Source organism: Micromonospora sp. NPDC049047 (assembly GCF_040649135.1).
GTDB lineage: Bacteria > Actinomycetota > Actinomycetes > Mycobacteriales > Micromonosporaceae > Micromonospora.
In genome coordinates, this window is record NZ_JBEZEY010000023.1 from 23,989 (window position 1) to 39,913 (window position 15,925).

Consider the following 15,925-nt stretch of genomic DNA (forward strand, 5'->3'; position numbering starts at 1 on the left):
CCCCCTGCGGTCCGCCCCCGCACGCGGACCGTCCAGCCGCCACCCGGAGCCGTCCATGAGCCGCTACGTCGCCCCGCTGGGCTTCACCCTCGCCGCCGTCTGGGTGGCCATCGTCTTCGTGCTCGCCGGCGGCGGCCACTGAGGTGGTGCCGACCGGCGGCGGTCGGTGACCGCCGCCGGTCCATCGCTCAGAGCATCCGCGACGACCACAGCAGGCTCAGCGCACCGGCGCAGAGCGCCAGCAGCAGCGCCAACCCGGCGTACCACTGGGTCACCTCCCGCGGCTCGGTCCGGAAGCCGATCGAGCTGCCCATGTCCTGGTAGACCTGCTTCAGCTCGCTCACCGACGCCGCCTCGTAGAAGTAGCCCTCGGTGGTTTCGGCAAGCTCGGCCAGGGCCAACCGGTCCACCGGCACCCGCTGCAACTGCCCGCCGATGTCGACCTGACCGGTGTCGGTGCCGAACGCGATGGTGGAGACCGGAACGTTTGCCGCCTGCGCCGCTGCCGCCGCCTCCTCCACCGACCGCCCGGAGGTGCGGAAGCCGTCGGAGAGCAGCACGATCCGGGCCGGCGGGATGCCCGCCGCACCGTCGGCCGGCACCGACCGGATCGCCTCCAGACAGGTGAACACCGCCTCGCCGGTGGCTGTCGCCTCGGCCAGCACCAGACCGTCGATGGCACTTGTCACCGACTCCCGGTCCTTGCCCGGCGGCACCAGCACGTTCGCCGCTTTGGCGAACGACACCAGGCCCAGGTTGTAGCTCTCCGGCAGCTCACCGACGAACTGCTTGGCCGCCTCCTGGGCCGCCTCCAGCCGGTTCGGTGCCACGTCGTCGGCCTGCATCGACAACGACACGTCGATGGCGAGCATCACGGTGGCCCGCTCCAGCGGCTCCCGGGTGTCCACAGCGGGCCGGGCCAGCGCGGTGGCCAGCACCAGCAGGCAGAGCAGGAACGCGGTCGCCGGAACGTGCCGACGCCAGCCGAGCCCCTTCGGTGCCACCGTCCGCAGCAGGTCCACATTGGTGAACCGCATCGCGAACGACTTGCGGTGCAGCTGCCGCCACACGTAGAACGCCGCGAGGGCGAGCACCGGCAGCACCGCCAACAGCCACCACGGTTGCATGAAACGGATCATCGTGTCGTCCCCCGGGTACGCGCGTGCCGCTGCGCGGCCACGAAACGCACCATGTCCAGCAGCCAGTCTCGGTCGGTACGCAGACGCAGGTGGGCCGCGCCCGCACCGCGCAGGGCGGCGGCGATGGCGGCCCGTTGGGCGGTCGCGGCGTCGGCGTAGCGCTGCCGCAGTCGAGGGTCGGCGGTCTGCACCTCGTGCAGCTCGCCGGTCTCCGGGTCGACCACCGGCAACACACCCACGTCCGGCAACTCAAGCTCGCGCGGGTCGATCACCTCGATCGCCAGCACGTCGTGGCGGACCCGCAGCTTGCGCATCGGCCGGGCCCACTGCTCGGGCGGCGCGAGGAAGTCGGAGACCACAACGACCACCCCGCGCCGGCGCGGTGGCCGGTTGAGCATCTCGATGAGGGCGCCCAGGTCACCACGGCCCGGCTGGATGGCGGTGCCGGCGACGGTCCGCAGCAGGCCCTGCGCCTCCTTGCGACCGGAGCGCGCCGGCAGCCGGGTGAGCACCCCGGGTCCGGCCGGCGGCGGTGGTCCGACCCGCCAGCGGCGGGCCGGTGCGGACCCGCCGCCGGTGCCGATCACCGCGCCGATCCGGTTGCCCCCGCGCACTGTCAGGTGGGTGATGGCGGCCACCGCGGCCACCACCACCTCGCGTTTGAGCCACTTTCCGGTGCCGAAGTCCAGGCTGGCGGAGAGGTCCACCGCCAGCCAGGTCTCCAACTCCCGGTCGGCGACCGTACGCCGCACGTGCGGGGTGGTGGTGCGTGCGGTGACCGGCCAGTCCATCCGGCGCACGTCGTCGCCGGGGCGGTACTCCCGGGACTCCCCCGCCTCGCTGCCCGGCCCGGGCAGCAGGCCGGCGTAGTCACCCTGGAGCAGACCGTCGAGTTTGCGGGTGACCAGCAGTTGCAGCCGGGACAGCACGGCCTCGCTGCGGTCGGGGACGGGACGAGGGGTGGGTGAGGTCACGGCCGCTGCCCGGGCCAGCCAGCGCCCGGCGGCGGCGCGGTCGACGGCGCGGTGGCCTGTTGCCGGGGGGCGACCGCCGGCAGCGGAATCGTCGACATCACCCGGTGCACGATGTGGTCGGCGGGCACGTCGTCGGCGAGCGCGTCGTAGCTGAGCACCAACCGGTGCCGCAGGATGTCCGGCGCGATGTCCTGCACGTCCTGCGGCAGGGCGTAGTCGCGCCCGCGCAGCAGCGCCAGTGCCCGGGTCGCCCGGACCAGGCCCAGTGACGCGCGAGGGCTGGCCCCGTACTGGATCAGTTGGGCGACGTCGGGCATGCCGTGCTCGGCGGGGGCGCGGGTGGCCAGCACCAACCGGACCGCGTAGTCGACAAGCGCGTTGTGCACGAAGACCTGGTCGGCCTTGCGTTGCAGGGCGATCAGCTCGGGGGTGTCGAAGACCGCCGTCGGCTCGGGCGCGGCCACCCCCATCCGGTAGACGATCTCGCGTTCCTCCGCGTCGGTCGGGTAGCCCACCACGATCTTCATCAGGAACCGGTCCCGCTGCGCCTCCGGCAGCGGGTAGACGCCCTCCTGCTCGATCGGGTTCTGGGTGGCCATCACCAGGAACGGGTCGGGCACCCGGTGACTCTCGCCGCCGATGGAGACCTGCCGCTCGCTCATCACCTCCAGCAGCGCCGACTGCACCTTCGCCGGTGCCCGGTTGATCTCGTCGGCGAGCAGGAAGTTCACGAAGACCGGGCCCAACTCGACGTCGAACTTCTCGCTTGACTGCCGGTAGATGCGGGTGCCCATGATGTCGGCCGGCACCAGGTCCGGGGTGAACTGCACCCGGGCGAAGGACCCGCCGACGACCTTGGCGAGGGTCTCCACCGCCAGGGTCTTGGCGACCCCGGGCACCCCTTCGAGCAGGCAGTGACCACGAGCGAGCAGCGCGACGAACATCCGCTCCACCATCCGGTCCTGCCCGACGATCACGCGTTTGATCTCGAACAGCGCCCGCTCCAGCAGGGTGGCGTCCTGCGCGGGGGTGGTCACCGCCGCGGGCGTCTGTGGTGCCGCCCCGTTCGGCGTCGGGGCGTCGGGCATGGTCGGCTGGGCCACCGGTCCTCCACAGCGTTTGTCGGTCGTCGCGGCTCGTGCGGTATCAAGACTCGCATGCCTTGCTGAGTGTCGAGGTGGGGAGAAGCCGATTTTCGCCGCGCGGTCCTCAGCAGCAGAATCGCCCGGTGAGGGTGTACAAGGACCCACCTACCGCGTGTACGATTCACCCCGTCGCCGGGCGGCTCCCCCCGTGGTCGCCCGGCGATCAAACTTCCGTCCGGCTGCCCCTAGACTGGCCCGGATGAGCACCCTCTCCAGCGCCGACGACCCCCTCGTCTGCTCGGCCCGTGGCTGCCGGGCCGCCGCTGTCTGGGCCCTGGAGTGGAACAATCCCCGGCTGCACGACGCCGACCGACGCAAGACCTGGCTGGCCTGCGCCGAGCACCGGAGCAGCCTCGGTGACTTCCTGGACGCTCGCGGCTTCCTGCGTGCCGTCACTGCGGTGCCCGGATCGCCTACGCTCGACACGTGAGCACCCCCGGCGCCCCACCGCCTTCCGGATCCGACACCCCGACGGCCGCGCCGCTGGGCCGGGGGCCGCTGGAGCCCTGGCCCGACACGGTCCACTGGCAGCCGATCTCCACCGACCTGATCTGGGTGCAGCTGATCCGGCTGGCGGTCGTGGTCGCCATCGGGCTGGCGGCGACCGGTGTCGGCTGGGCGTTGAGCGGGCACCTGTTGTTCGGGATCGCCCTCGCCGTCGTGGTGCTGCTCGGCGGGTGGCGGGCCGTGGCGATCGTCCGCGCCGTCCGGGCCTGGGGGTACGCCGAACGGGACAACGACCTGCTGGTCCGACACGGGCTGCTGGTCCGCCGGCTCTCCATCGTGCCGTATTCGCGGATGCAGTTCGTCGACGTCAGCGCCGGCCCGCTGGAGCGCGCTTTCGATCTCGCCACCGTGCAGTTGCACACCGCCGCGGCGGCGAGCGACGCCCGGGTGCCCGGGCTTCGCCCGGCCGAGGCGTCCCGGCTCCGCGACCGGCTGACCGCGCTCGGCGCGGACCGGGCGGAGGGGTTGTGAGCGCGGGAGCGGGCCACCGGTGCCGCCCGCACTGCGACAAACCGGTCACGTCCGGCGCGGGGCAGCGGCCGGGCCGGGGGCCGACCCTATGACCGACGGTCCCGCCGAGCCGAGCACCGTACCGCCGGCCGACCCGACACCGCGCGGGCCGGTGCCGACGGCGCCGCCCGCCGCCTGGCCGGCGCCGCCGGGCGACGGCGCGGGCGAGCCCCGGCAGCGACTGCATCCGCTCAGCCCGCTACTGCACGGGGCCAAGTCCCTGGCCGTGGTCATCGCCGGGTTGTCCTGGTCGACGCTGTCCCGGGTGGGCTTCGGCTGGTTCGCCGCCATGGTGGCGGTGCTGGCGCTCGGCGCGACAGTGCTGTCGGTGATCAGCTGGTACAACACCGGCTACCACGTGGTGGGCCGCGAACTGCGCGTCTACGAGGGGCTGCTCTGGCGGCGTACCCGGGCCATCCCGTTGGAGCGGCTACAGGCCGTGGAGGTGGTCCGGCCACTGCTGGCTCAGCTCAGCGGTCTGGCCGAGTTGCGCCTGGAAGTGGTCGGCGGGGGCAAGACCGAGGCGCCACTGGCGTACCTCGGGGTGGCCGACGCGGCCCGACTGCGCGAGCGGCTGCTGGCGCTGGCCGGGCCGGTGACGCAGCCGACCGCGCCGGGCGACCCGACGCCCGCTGTGGTCCCGGGGGCGGCACCACCGACCAGGCCCGCGCCGGGCCGACCACTGCACGCGGTACGCAACAAGGACCTGCTGGTCAGCCAACTGCTCACCCCGCAGGCGTTCCTGCTGCCGTTCGGGGTGGCCTTCGTCGTCGTGCAGTTCGTCACCGCCGGGTCGTGGTCGTTCGTCGCGGTGGCGAGCACCCTCACCGCGATGGCGGGCGTGCTGCTGCAACCGATCCGCCGGGTGCTCGACGACTGGAACTTCCGGCTGGCCCGCGACGGCGGCACGCTGCGGGTGCACAACGGCCTGCTGGAGACCCGGGCGCAGGCGGTGCCGCTGGCGCGGGTGCAGACCGTGCGGGCCACCTGGCCGCTGCTCTGGCGGGTGAACGGCTGGCTGCGGCTGCGCCTGGAGGTGGCCGGGTATTCCCTCGCCGACGCCGACGACCGCAACCGGCCCGACCGGCTGCTGCCGGTCGGTGACCTGCCGACGGCGACGATGATCGTCGCCGAGGTGCTGCCCGGGGTACGCCTCGACGCCCTGATGCTGACCCCGCCACCGACCCGCACCCGGTGGCTGCACCCGCTGGGCCGTCGCGCGTTCGGTGCGGGGCTGTTCGAGGAGGTGTTCGCCACCCGGTCCGGGCGACTCACCCGGCAGTTGGTGATCCTGCCGTACGCCCGCATCCAGAGTGTGCGGGTGGTGCAGGGCCCGGTGCAGCGCCGCCTCGGGCTGGCCTCCGTGCACGCGGACACCGCTGGCGGTTCCGGTGCCACCGCCCAGGACCGCGACCTGGCCGAGGCCTGGGCCCTGGCCGCCGAACTAACCTCCCGAGCCCACCAGGCCCACAACCCCACCTAACCCAACCCCCAACCCCACCCCCCGCGCGCCCCGCGCCCTCCTCGCGCCCTCCTCGTTGATCATGAAGTTATTGCCCGTCCGAACGGCGTGTCGCGGCAATAACTTCATGATCGACGGGCGGGGTGGGGGTGGGTCCGGGGGGTGGGGTGGGGGTGGGTTTTGGGTGGTGGGTTCGCCAGGTTGTCCAGGCGCGCTCGGCCAGGCCGACCACCAGGAAGGTCAGCCCCACGTACGTCCAGCCGACAAGCACGTCGATCACGTAGTGCTCACCCGAGTAGACCAGGGTGAAGGTCATCGCCAGCGGGTACGCGAGCAGCAGCGGCCACCAGCGGCGGCGGGTGCTGGTCAGGAAGAACAGGACCACGAACAGCGCCCACGCGGTGTGCAGCGACGGCATCGCGGCGACCGGGTTGGAGGCGATCTGACCGGCGTTGAGGACGTTGCCGGCACCGTGCATGCCGAACGCCTTCCAGCCCCGGGTGGAGATCCGGGCGACCTCGGTCAGCAGTCCGTTCTGCGCCGCCCACCAGGGCGGGGCCGCCGGGTACACGAAGTAGGTCACCAGGCCGGCGGCGCACAGGAAACCCCAGCGCCGCATGTACGCGGCCCAACGGTGCCGGTCGCGCAGCCAGAGCACCGCGGCGGCGGCCAACGCGACAACGAAGTGGGAGAAGTACACCCAGCTCGCGGCGACATCCCACCAGTGCACCTGCGGGCGGTAGAGGTGCTGCTGCAACCAGACGGTGGGCACCTCACCACCGGTGGCCCAGCCGAACATGAACCGGTCGGCGACGATCAGCTCCATCGCGTGCGGGGTGGCCCCGTTGTCGGCGAACCCGCGCGAGAGGTTGTAGACGACGAACAGCAGCACCACCGGCACCCAGTCCCGGGCGAAGCGCAGGTGACTGCGCCACGGCCGGTCGCTGTTCCAGGCGATGGTCGCGAGCCAGATCCAGACGAAGGCGTACGCGGGGTCGGTGGGCAGCCCGATGGCCAGCCACGCGGCGACGAAGGCGACCGCCCAGACGGTCATGGCGACGACGCGCCGACGACCCCCGTCGCCGGACGCGGGCGGGTCGGTCCGGGCGGGGGGCTGGGGGTCAGTCACGACGGCCATCGTCGTCAAGGTTAACGACGGGTACGCATCGACCGACGGGGACCACCCGTCGGCCGTTCGGGGTGGGTGCGCCCGGATCGCCGGGCGCGTGCCCGACGCCGTCAGCGAGCACCTAGGCTGACGACCATGCAGGAGCAGCCCGAGCCGGCCTTCGCGCCGGGTCTGACCGCCCAGGTCGAGTTGACCGTCACCGACGCGGACACCGCCCAGGCGGTCGGTTCCGGGGACGTACCGGTGCTTGGCACTCCCCGGGTGCTCGCGTTGGCCGAGGCGGCCACCGTCGCGGCGACGGCGACCGGCCTGCCGGCGGGATCGACGACAGTCGGGACGCGGGTCGAGCTGGAACACCTGGCGCCGACGGTGGTCGGTCGCACGGTGCGGGCGCAGGCCCTGCTGGCGAGCGTCGACGGCCGCCGGCTGTCGTTCGAGGTGACGGTCAGCGACGGCGACCAGACGGTGGCCCGGGGCCGGGTGGATCGGATCCTGGTGGATCGGCAACGCTTCGTCGAGCGCGCCGGGCGGTCGTCGTGACCACCGGTTTCGTCGAGGTCGCCGACCGGGTGCACGTGCTCCGCGAACCGTTGCTACGGGTAAACGTCACGCTTGTCGTCGGGGCCGACGAGGCGCTCCTGGTGGACACGCTCTCGTCGGCCGCGCAGGCCACCGAGCTGGCCGCCGCCGTCCGGGCGGTCACCGACCGTCCGTTGACGATCGTCAACACCCATCACCACTACGACCACTGCTTCGGCAACGCGGTCCTGGCCGGCGACCCACCCCGCCCGGTGTACGCGCACGAGCTGGCCGCCACGGCGCTGCGCACCGATCCGCAGCGGCTGCGCCGGGAGGCGTACGCGGAGCTGCGCGAGGAGCATCCGGCGCTCGCCGCCGAGCTGGCCGACACTCCACTGCTCGCCCCGACGCACACCGTGCACACCGAGACGTCGCTCGATCTGGGTGGTCGGCGGGTGCTGCTGCGTCACCCGGGGCGGGGGCACACCGACGCGGACCTGGTGGTGCACGTGCCGGACGCCGACCTGCTCGTCGCCGGGGACCTGGTGGAGCAGAGCGGCCCGCCCGCCTTCGAGGACGCGTACCCGTTGAAGTGGCCGGACGCGGTCGCGGACCTGCTGCGGCTGACCACCTCGCGCACCGTTGTGGTGCCGGGTCACGGCGAGTTGGTGGACGTCGACTTCGTCCGGGCCCAACATGCCGACCTGGTGAAGCTGGCCTGGCTGATCCGGGCCGCGCACACCGGCAGCGCACCGCCCGAGCGGGTGGCCGCGGAGGCACCCTTCGGCGCCCGCGCCGCGCTGACCGCCGCCCGCCGCGGCTACGCCGAGCTGGACGGCGAGGCCTAGACCCCGAAGCGACGCTCGACGTCCGCGCGGGTGGGCATGGCGGTGGCACCACCGGGACGTTCGCAGACCAGGCCGGCCACCCGCAGCGCGAACGCGACCCGCTCGACCCACCCTGCCGGGGTGTCCGGTTCGCCGTCGTCGAGCAGGTCGGCGATCAGTGCGGCAAGCACCGAGTCACCGGCGCCGGTGGCGTCGATGGCGTCGACCTTCGGGGCCGGCACCCGGACCGGGTCGGCCTCGGCGGCGGCGAGCACCGCGCCGGCCGCGCCGAGCGTCACCACGACCGTGGCGGCGCCCAGCTCGCGCAGGTACGCGGCCACCCCCTCGACCGGTTCACCCGGGTAGAGCAGCCGGGCGTCGGCGGCGCTCAGCTTGACCAGGTGCGCGCCGGCGGCGAACTCGGCCACCACCTGGCGTAGCCCGTCCAGCGGGCCCGGCCCGTCCAGCAGTCGGGGGCGCACGTTCGGGTCGAAGACCCGCAGGCCCGCGGCGAGCGACCAGGCGCGTCGGGCGGCGGCCAGCGGGCCGGGTTGGAGCAGCGCGATCGAGCCGCAGGAGAGCACGTCGGCGCCCTCGAGCAGCGCGAGGTCGAGGTCGTCGGGGCCGAGCAGGCCGTAGGACGGGGGTTCGCCGTAGAAACGGAAGTCGGGTTCCGGCCCGGCGTACGTGACCACCGCCAGCGTGGTCGGTGCCGGCACCGTCACCGCACCGGCCACCCCGACGTCGGCGGCGCTCAGGAAGGCGCGGATCCGGCCGCCGAGCACGTCGTCGCCGAGGGAGCCGACGAACTGTGCCGCGCCGCCGAGTCGGGCCACCCCGACGGCGACGTTGAGCGGGCCACCGCCGATCGTCTGCCGGTAGACCCGCTCCCCGTCGCGTTCGCTGTCGAGCAGGTCGACGAGCGCCTCGCCGAGCACCACCGCGTACCCCATGTCGGTCCTCTCGTCGTCACCAACCACCGGCCGCCGCGCGCCGAGCCGATCGCCGTGCCCTCAGGCTGGCACAGCGCACCGCCCGGTGGGCGCCGAAGGCGGTGCACCGACGCCCGTCACCCCGGCCGGTGGATCGCCCCGTCGAGCGCGGCGAGGGGGCGACCGCTGCCACCCCAGCGGGCCGCGACGATCTGCGCGGCCACACTCACCGCGGTCTCCTCCGGGGTACGACCACCGAGGTCCAGCCCGATCGGGGAGGCGAGCCGGGCCAGTTGCGCCGCACTGAGCCCCGCCGCGCGCAGCAGCTTGTGCCGCTCGTCGTGGGTGCGCCGCGAGCCCATCGCGCCGACGTAGGCCAACCGGTGGCGTAACGCCAACTCCAGCACCGGCACGTCGAACTTCGGGTCGTGGGTGAGGACGCACACCACGGTCCGTTCGTCGGCCCGGCCCGCGGCCAACTCCGTGCGCAGGTAGCGGTGCGGCCACTGCACCACCACCTCGTCGGCCTCGGGAAAGCGCCGGGCGGTGGTGAAGACCCCTCGGGCGTCGCAGACGGTGACCCGGTAGCCGAGGAACGCACCGATCCGGGCCACCGCGGCGGCGAAGTCGATCGCCCCGAAGACGATCATCCGGGGCGGGGTGGCGTACGCGGTCACGAAGAGGCTGACGCCGCTGCCGCGCCGCTGCCCGTGGTAGCCGTACCGGAGCACCCCGCTGTGCCCGGCGGCGAGCAGTCCGAGGGCGTCGACGCGGGCGGCGTCGTCGAGCCGGTCGGCACCGAGCGAGCCGATCGACAGCTGGCCGGTGAGCACCAGCCGCCGGCCCAACCGCCGAGCTGGGTCGGTCGGCACCGCGCCCGGCGGATCGCTGGCGTCGGCGGCCACGCAGGTGACCATCGCCGCCGGTCGCCCGTCGCGGCGGGCGGCGGCGACCGCCGCCAGCTTCGGCAGGGCGTCGGGGTCGACGCGCTCGACGAACACGTCGAGGATGCCACCGCAGGTCAGGCCCACGGTGTACGCGTCGTCGTCGCTGATGCCGTAGCGGATCAGCTCGGCGGCACCGGTGTCGAGCACCTGGCGGCACCGTTCGTAGAGGTCCGCCTCGACGCAGCCGCCGGAGACGCTGCCGGTGACCGTGCCGTCGATCGCCACCGCCATCGTCGCGCCGGGCGGTTGTGGCGCGGAGTGCCAGGTGGCCACGACGGTGGCCAGCGCGACCGGCTCACCGGCGCGGCACCGGCGGTGCACCTCGTCGAATACCTCCGGCACTGGCCGCCGCCTCTTTCGGTACGTCTCCCCGTCCGCAGGATATGGCGTTCGACGGCCGCTGGTGGGTCAACTCATCCATCGAGCAACGACTATTGCGCGGTGGCTGGTGGCGTGCTGAGATGGTGGGTACCGGGCGGTGCGAGGGCTGCCGCGCCACCGGTTGCCGGGTTCGTCACACGCGAGGGCGCCGGTCCCTGACAGGACCGTTGATGGCGTGCGTCCACCGGCCATTCTTCCGCCGGGACACGTCGCCGTGATCGTCGCACCGCTCACATCAGCGGGGCGAGCAGGCCACGTCCCACCCGGTTGCGGCGGGGCGGCTCGGGCGGCGCGCCTCGCGAGTCAGGAGATCCCGTGAACCGTTCCCGTATGGCCGCATTGCTCACCGCGGCCATGACCCTCGCGCTGGGCGCTGTCGCCCTGGCGTCCAGTCCCCAGCCGGCCGCCGCGCACGGTGCGGCGATGACCCCGGGCAGCCGCACCTACCTCTGCTGGCAGGACGGTAAGAGCCAGACCGGCGAGATCAGGCCGAACAACCCGGCGTGCGCCGCCGCGGTGGCCCAGAGCGGGGCGAACTCGCTCTACAACTGGTTCAGCGTGCTGCGCTCCGACGCGGGCGGCCGGACCACCGGCTTCATCCCGGACGGGCAACTGTGCAGCGGCGGCAACACCGGCTTCCGCGGCTACGACCTGCCCCGCACCGACTGGCCACTGACCCACCTGACGTCCGGGGCCCGGCTGGACTTCAAGTACAGCAACTGGGCGCACCACCCGGGCACGTTCTACTTCTACGTGACGAAGAACAGTTGGAGCCCGACCCGGGCGCTGGCCTGGAGTGACCTGGAGGAGCCGTTCCTGACGGTCACCAACCCGCCGCAGCAGGGCGCGGTCGGCACCAACGAGGGGCACTACTACTTCAGCGGCAACCTGCCGTCGGGCAAGAGTGGCCGGCACATCATCTACTCCCGCTGGGTGCGCTCGGACTCGCAGGAGAACTTCTTCGGCTGCTCCGACGTGACCTTCGACGGCGGCAGCGGTCAGGTGACCGGGGTGGGCCCGGGTAACGGCTCGCCGTCGCCCGACCCGACGACCCCGCCGCCGGACCCGACCACCCCGCCGCCGAACCCGACCACGCCGCCGCCGAACCCGACCACGCCGCCGCCGAACCCGACCACCCCGGCACCGGGCGGTGACTGCATGGCGGTCTACAAGGTGAGCAGCACCTGGCAGGGCGGTTTCCAGGGTGAAGTCACGATCATGAATCACGGCAGTACGCCGTTCTCCGGCTGGACCGCGAGTTGGACCTGGCCCAACGGGCAGTCGATAAGTCAGATCTGGAGCGCCACCCAGACGACGTCCGGCTCGACAGTGACAGCGACGAACGTCTCCTACAACGGCACTGTCGCACCGGAGGGCAGCACCACGTTCGGCTTCCTGGCCAGCAGCACGGGAACGAACGGACTCCCGACTGTCACCTGCGCCCGCAAGTAGCCACCACCCCCTGAAATGATCAAGAGGTTTGCGTCACCGGATTGCTCCGGCTGACGCAAACCTCTTGGTCACTGTGGGTGTCAGCGCACCATCGAGCCGACCACCGGCTTGGTGAGCAGGGCGGACTGGTTGCGCTGGATGCCCGGGTCGAGGGTCTTCGCCACGAAGATGGCGTGCCAGATGCAGAAGATCAGCACGGTCCACACCTTGCGGGAGTGGTCGGCCTCCTCCCGCTTGTGCTCGTCGAGCAGCCGCAGCGCGTACGACAGGTCGAGCAGGTCACCCGCGCCCGAGGTGCTGAGCACGTGCCGGGCCCACTCGTACATCTCGCCGCGCAGCCACACGCGGGTCGGGGTCGGGAAGCCCAGCTTCTTGCGGTTGACGATGGCCGGCGGTACGACACCCTGCAACGCCTGGCGCATCGCGTACTTGGTGGCGTCGGAGCGCGGCGGCAGCTTCAGGTCCACCGGGATCTTCGCCGCGACGTCGAACACCTCGCGGTCGAGGAACGGCACCCGCACTTCCAGCGAGTGCGACATCGAGATCCGGTCGGCCTTGACCAGGATGTCGCCGCGTAGCCAGGTGTAGAGGTCGACGTACTGCATCTTGGTGACGTCGTCCAGCTCGGTGCACTCGGCGTAGATCGGGGCGGTGACGTCGGTGTAGCGCACCGAGGGGTCGTAGCGGCGCATCAGGTGCTGCTTCTCCTCCTCGGTGAACATCCGCGCGTTGCCGTAGTAGCGCTCCTCGATCGGGGTGGTGCCGCGCTCCAGGAAGCTCTTGCCCTTGACCCCCTGCGGGATCGCCTTGGAGACCGCCCGCAGGCCCTTCTGCACCCCGCCGGGCAGGCCGTTGACGGTGCCCAGCGACAGCGGCTCGCGGTAGATCGTGTAACCGCCGAAGAACTCGTCCGCGCCCTCACCGGAGAGCACCACTGTGACGTGCTCGGCGGCCTTCTTCGCCACGAAGTAGAGCGGCACCAGCGCCGGGTCCGCCACCGGGTCGTCCAGATGCCAGACGATCTTCGGCAGCGCGTCGATCATGTCCTGCGGACCGATCTTGGTGGGGATGGTGGTGACGTCCAGGTGCCGCGCCGAGTCCTGCGCGACGTCGATCTCCGAATATCCCGGCACGTCGTAGCCGACGGTGAAGGTGAGGATGTTCGGGTTGAACTCCCGGGCCAGCGCCACCACAGCTGTCGAGTCGATGCCGCTGGACAGGAACGAGCCGACCGGCACGTCGGAGCGCATGTGCATGCGCACGCTCTCCCGCAGGGTCTCCCGGATCTCGTGGTACAGCTTCTGCTCGTCGTCGACCGGCGCCGGCCGGAACACCGGCCGGTACCACCGGCGTACGTCGATGCGCCCGCCCGGGGTCCAGTTCAGGTACTCCCCCGAGCCGATCCGGCTGATGCCCTTGTGCAGGGTGCCGGGCTCCGGCACGTACTGCAGCGTCAGGTAGTGGCTCAGATTGGCCGGGTCGACACCCGCGTCACCCTGGTAGCTGCTGTGCGCGAACGGCAGCAGCGCCTTCTTCTCCGAGGCCAGGTAGAGGCCGTCGGCGGTCTCCAGGTAGTGCATCGGCTTGATGCCGAAGTAGTCGCGGGCGCCGAACGCGCGCCGCTCCTGCCGGTCCCAGATGACGAAGGCGAACATGCCCCGCAGCCGGGTGAGCACCTGCTCGCCCCAGAAGTGGTAGCCCGCCACGATCACCTCGCCGTCACCGGCGGTGGCGAACTGCGCACCGAAGTTCCTGATCAACTCCTCGCGCAGCTCGATGTAGTTGTAGATCTCACCGTTGAAGGTGAGCAGGTAACGACCGTTCGCGTAGGGCAGCGGCTCGTGGCTCGACGCGACGTCGATGATGGCCAGCCGCTTGTGGGCGAACACGCCGTCCGCGTACCGGCCGGAAGCGTCGCCGACCACCTCGACCCCTGTCTCATCGGGGCCGCGGTGGTGCAGGCATTCCAACGCTCCGGCGATGTGGTCGCGGTGCGCGGCGGCATTGCCGTTCGCGCTGAAGAAGGCCAGAAGTCCGCACATGGTCGTCATCTTTCCACGCGTGCTGTCGGCCCGTCGCAGCCGTCCGTCGATCCGGCCGCCGGGGGCGTCGGCGCGAACCGGGCGCGCGGTACCGTCGGGATCAGCAACGAAGCGGAGGGAGCGGCGCAATGACCGAGGGACAAACCGGCGGTACGCCGACGGACGGCACGGAATCACACGATCCGGACTTCCCGGAGGCGTTCCTGTCCTTCATGCGGCAGGGCTGGCGCGACACCGCGCTCCCCGTGGCACCCCGGCCGGAGACGCCCAACTACGCCAAGCGGCGCGCCGCGCTCTCCGCGGCCTTCCCCGGCGAGACGCTCGTCATCCCCACCGGCACCGAGAAGGTCCGCGCCAACGACACGGACTACCCGTTCCGGCCGGGCAGCGACTTCGCCTACCTGACCGGCGACCATGACGCCGACAGCGTGCTGGTGCTGCGCCCCAACGGTTCCGGGCACGACGCGACGCTGTACATGCGGCCCCGATCCTCCCGGGAGACCGACGAGTTCTTCCGCAGCCGCAACGGCGAGCTGTGGGTGGGCCGGCGACACACCCTCAACGAGAAGTCGACCGAGCTGGGCCTGCCCACCGCCGACCTGACCGGCCTGGAGGCGACTCTCGCCGACCTGGCGCCGGGGCGTACCCGGGTGTTGCGCGGTTTCGACGCCCAGGTGGACGCGGCAGTGCGCCCCTACGACGGCCCGCGCGCCGACGGGCAGCCGGCCCGCGACCGGGAGCTGGCCATCGCCATCTCGGAGATGAAGCTGGTCAAGGACGAGTGGGAGATCGGCCAACTCCAGGACGCGATCGACGCCACCGTCCGCGGCTTCGAGGACGTGGCCCGGATCCTGCCGGCCGACCGGGCGGTCTCCGAGCGGCTCCTCGAAGGCGTCTTCGCGCTGCGTGCCCGGCACGACGGCAACGACGTCGGCTACAGCTCGATCGTCGGCGCGGGCGAACACGCCACGATCCTGCACTGGGTGCACAACCACGGCGCCACCCGCCCGGGTGACCTGCTGCTGATGGACATGGGCGTCGAGGGCCGCAACCTCTACACCGCCGACGTGACCCGGGTGCTCCCGGTGAACGGGCGGTTCACCGCCCTGCAACGCCAGGTCTACGACATCGTGTACGCCTCGCAGCAGGCCGGCATCGAGGCCATCCGCCCCGGCGTGAAGTTCAAGGACGTCCACCTGACCTGCATGCGGGTCCTCGCCGAGGGCCTGTCCGACCTGGGTCTGCTGCCGGTGAGCGTGGACGAGGCGATGGACGAGAAGTCGACCGTCTACCGGCGGTGGACGCTGCACGGTTTCGGTCACATGCTCGGCATCGACGTGCACGACTGCTCGAACGCCCGCAAGGAGACGTACCGCGACGGCGCGCTGGGCGAGGGCTACGTGCTCACCGTCGAGCCGGGTCTGTACTTCCAGCCCGAGGACGAGTTGGTCCCCGAGGAGCTGCGCGGCGTCGGCATCCGGATCGAGGACGACGTGCTGGTCACCGCGACCGGCGCGGTGAACCTGTCGGCCGGGCTGCCGCGCACCTCCGACGAGGTGGAGACCTGGCTGGCCGAGCAGCGCGAGGCCGGCCCCCGCCTGCCCGGCTGACCAGCCCGCCAGATCACCGCCCCAGCTTTCACCGCCCCAGCTTTCACCGCACCAGCTTTCACCGCCCCAGCTTTCACCGCCCCAGCTTTCACCGCACCGGCGTCGCCGGCCGACCAACGGCCAGGCGGCGCCGGTGCGTCGTCGTCGACAAGACCTCCGGCCCAGCCGGAGGCGGCCGGCCAAGCACCCTCCCCCGTGATCCACTCGGGCGTGATCCACTCGGGTTCACGGAAACCGCGCTATCCAAACCCCGCCGACACCACGGTTTCCATGAAACCCGAGTGGATCATGCTTTCGGCGGGCCTGCGGCGCGGGCGTCGGGCGGCACGCGGGCCGGATGGGTGGTCTC

At 72.1% G+C, this 15,925-nt stretch carries 14 protein-coding genes; 7 read left to right on the top strand and 7 right to left on the bottom strand.

What is annotated here, in order from left to right; all coding sequences use genetic code 11:
* Positions 1-188: 188 nt before the first annotated feature.
* The 3 genes from AB0B86_RS27415 to AB0B86_RS27425 are packed head-to-tail and all read right to left on the bottom strand — an operon-like array spanning position 189 to position 3,216.
* Positions 189-1,139: a VWA domain-containing protein gene (locus AB0B86_RS27415; RefSeq protein ID WP_357408856.1), complete on the bottom strand. Its 951-nt coding sequence runs from the start codon at positions 1,137-1,139 to the stop codon at positions 189-191.
* Complete coding sequence (locus tag AB0B86_RS27420) at positions 1,136-2,131, bottom strand: DUF58 domain-containing protein (RefSeq protein WP_357420117.1); 996 nt, start codon at positions 2,129-2,131, stop codon at positions 1,136-1,138. The genes AB0B86_RS27415 and AB0B86_RS27420 overlap by 4 nt, the downstream gene beginning before the upstream one ends.
* Positions 2,110-3,216, bottom strand: a complete 1,107-nt coding sequence (locus AB0B86_RS27425; RefSeq protein ID WP_357420097.1) for a MoxR family ATPase — start codon at positions 3,214-3,216, stop codon at positions 2,110-2,112. Before AB0B86_RS27425 ends, AB0B86_RS27420 begins: the two co-directional genes overlap by 22 nt.
* A gap of 241 nt (positions 3,217-3,457) precedes the next feature.
* Between AB0B86_RS27425 and AB0B86_RS27430 the strand changes: the two genes are divergently transcribed.
* From AB0B86_RS27430 to AB0B86_RS27440, 3 genes are all read left to right on the top strand, one after another.
* Positions 3,458-3,688, top strand: a complete 231-nt coding sequence (locus AB0B86_RS27430; protein ID WP_357408860.1) for a hypothetical protein — start codon at positions 3,458-3,460, stop codon at positions 3,686-3,688.
* Between the two features lie 53 nt (positions 3,689-3,741).
* Positions 3,742-4,236, top strand: coding sequence for a PH domain-containing protein (locus AB0B86_RS27435; protein WP_357408996.1), 495 nt, complete (start codon positions 3,742-3,744; stop codon positions 4,234-4,236).
* A gap of 88 nt (positions 4,237-4,324) precedes the next feature.
* Entirely contained in the window at positions 4,325-5,758 is a 1,434-nt protein-coding gene (locus tag AB0B86_RS27440) for a PH domain-containing protein (protein WP_357408863.1), read from the top strand.
* A 67-nt stretch (positions 5,759-5,825) separates the two neighbouring features.
* Here the strand turns inward: AB0B86_RS27440 and AB0B86_RS27445 are convergent, their stop codons facing one another.
* Complete coding sequence (locus AB0B86_RS27445) at positions 5,826-6,875, bottom strand: phosphatase PAP2 family protein (protein WP_357408865.1); 1,050 nt, start codon at positions 6,873-6,875, stop codon at positions 5,826-5,828.
* 126 nt (positions 6,876-7,001) lie between these two features.
* Between AB0B86_RS27445 and AB0B86_RS27450 the strand changes: the two genes are divergently transcribed.
* Positions 7,002-7,406 carry a hotdog domain-containing protein gene (locus tag AB0B86_RS27450; RefSeq protein WP_357408867.1) on the top strand — a complete coding sequence of 135 codons (405 nt, stop codon included), beginning with the start codon at positions 7,002-7,004 and terminating at the stop codon, positions 7,404-7,406.
* Complete coding sequence (locus AB0B86_RS27455; RefSeq protein ID WP_357408869.1) at positions 7,403-8,233, top strand: MBL fold metallo-hydrolase; 831 nt, start codon at positions 7,403-7,405, stop codon at positions 8,231-8,233. Before AB0B86_RS27450 ends, AB0B86_RS27455 begins: the two co-directional genes overlap by 4 nt.
* On the opposite strand, the gene AB0B86_RS27460 is transcribed toward AB0B86_RS27455, so the two are convergent.
* Together AB0B86_RS27460 and AB0B86_RS27465 are read right to left on the bottom strand one after the other, a co-directional pair.
* A complete protein-coding gene (locus tag AB0B86_RS27460; protein ID WP_357408871.1) occupies positions 8,230-9,165 on the bottom strand; it encodes a PfkB family carbohydrate kinase in 936 nt (311 codons plus the stop codon). The two genes, AB0B86_RS27455 and AB0B86_RS27460, sit on opposite strands and share 4 nt — an antisense overlap.
* A gap of 116 nt (positions 9,166-9,281) precedes the next feature.
* Complete coding sequence (locus tag AB0B86_RS27465) at positions 9,282-10,433, bottom strand: XdhC/CoxI family protein (protein WP_357408873.1); 1,152 nt, start codon at positions 10,431-10,433, stop codon at positions 9,282-9,284.
* 369 nt (positions 10,434-10,802) lie between these two features.
* Here AB0B86_RS27465 and AB0B86_RS27470 point away from each other — a divergent pair, with 369 nt between their 5' ends.
* Complete coding sequence (locus AB0B86_RS27470) at positions 10,803-11,924, top strand: lytic polysaccharide monooxygenase (protein WP_357408998.1); 1,122 nt, start codon at positions 10,803-10,805, stop codon at positions 11,922-11,924.
* A gap of 80 nt (positions 11,925-12,004) precedes the next feature.
* Here the strand turns inward: AB0B86_RS27470 and asnB are convergent, their stop codons facing one another.
* Positions 12,005-13,966, bottom strand: coding sequence for an asparagine synthase (glutamine-hydrolyzing) (gene asnB, locus AB0B86_RS27475; RefSeq protein WP_357408875.1), 1,962 nt, complete (start codon positions 13,964-13,966; stop codon positions 12,005-12,007).
* A gap of 128 nt (positions 13,967-14,094) precedes the next feature.
* Here asnB and AB0B86_RS27480 point away from each other — a divergent pair, with 128 nt between their 5' ends.
* Positions 14,095-15,576 (top strand): aminopeptidase P family protein, encoded by a 1,482-nt coding sequence (locus AB0B86_RS27480; protein ID WP_357408877.1) that lies wholly within the window; start codon positions 14,095-14,097, stop codon positions 15,574-15,576.
* Positions 15,577-15,925: the final 349 nt, after the last annotated feature.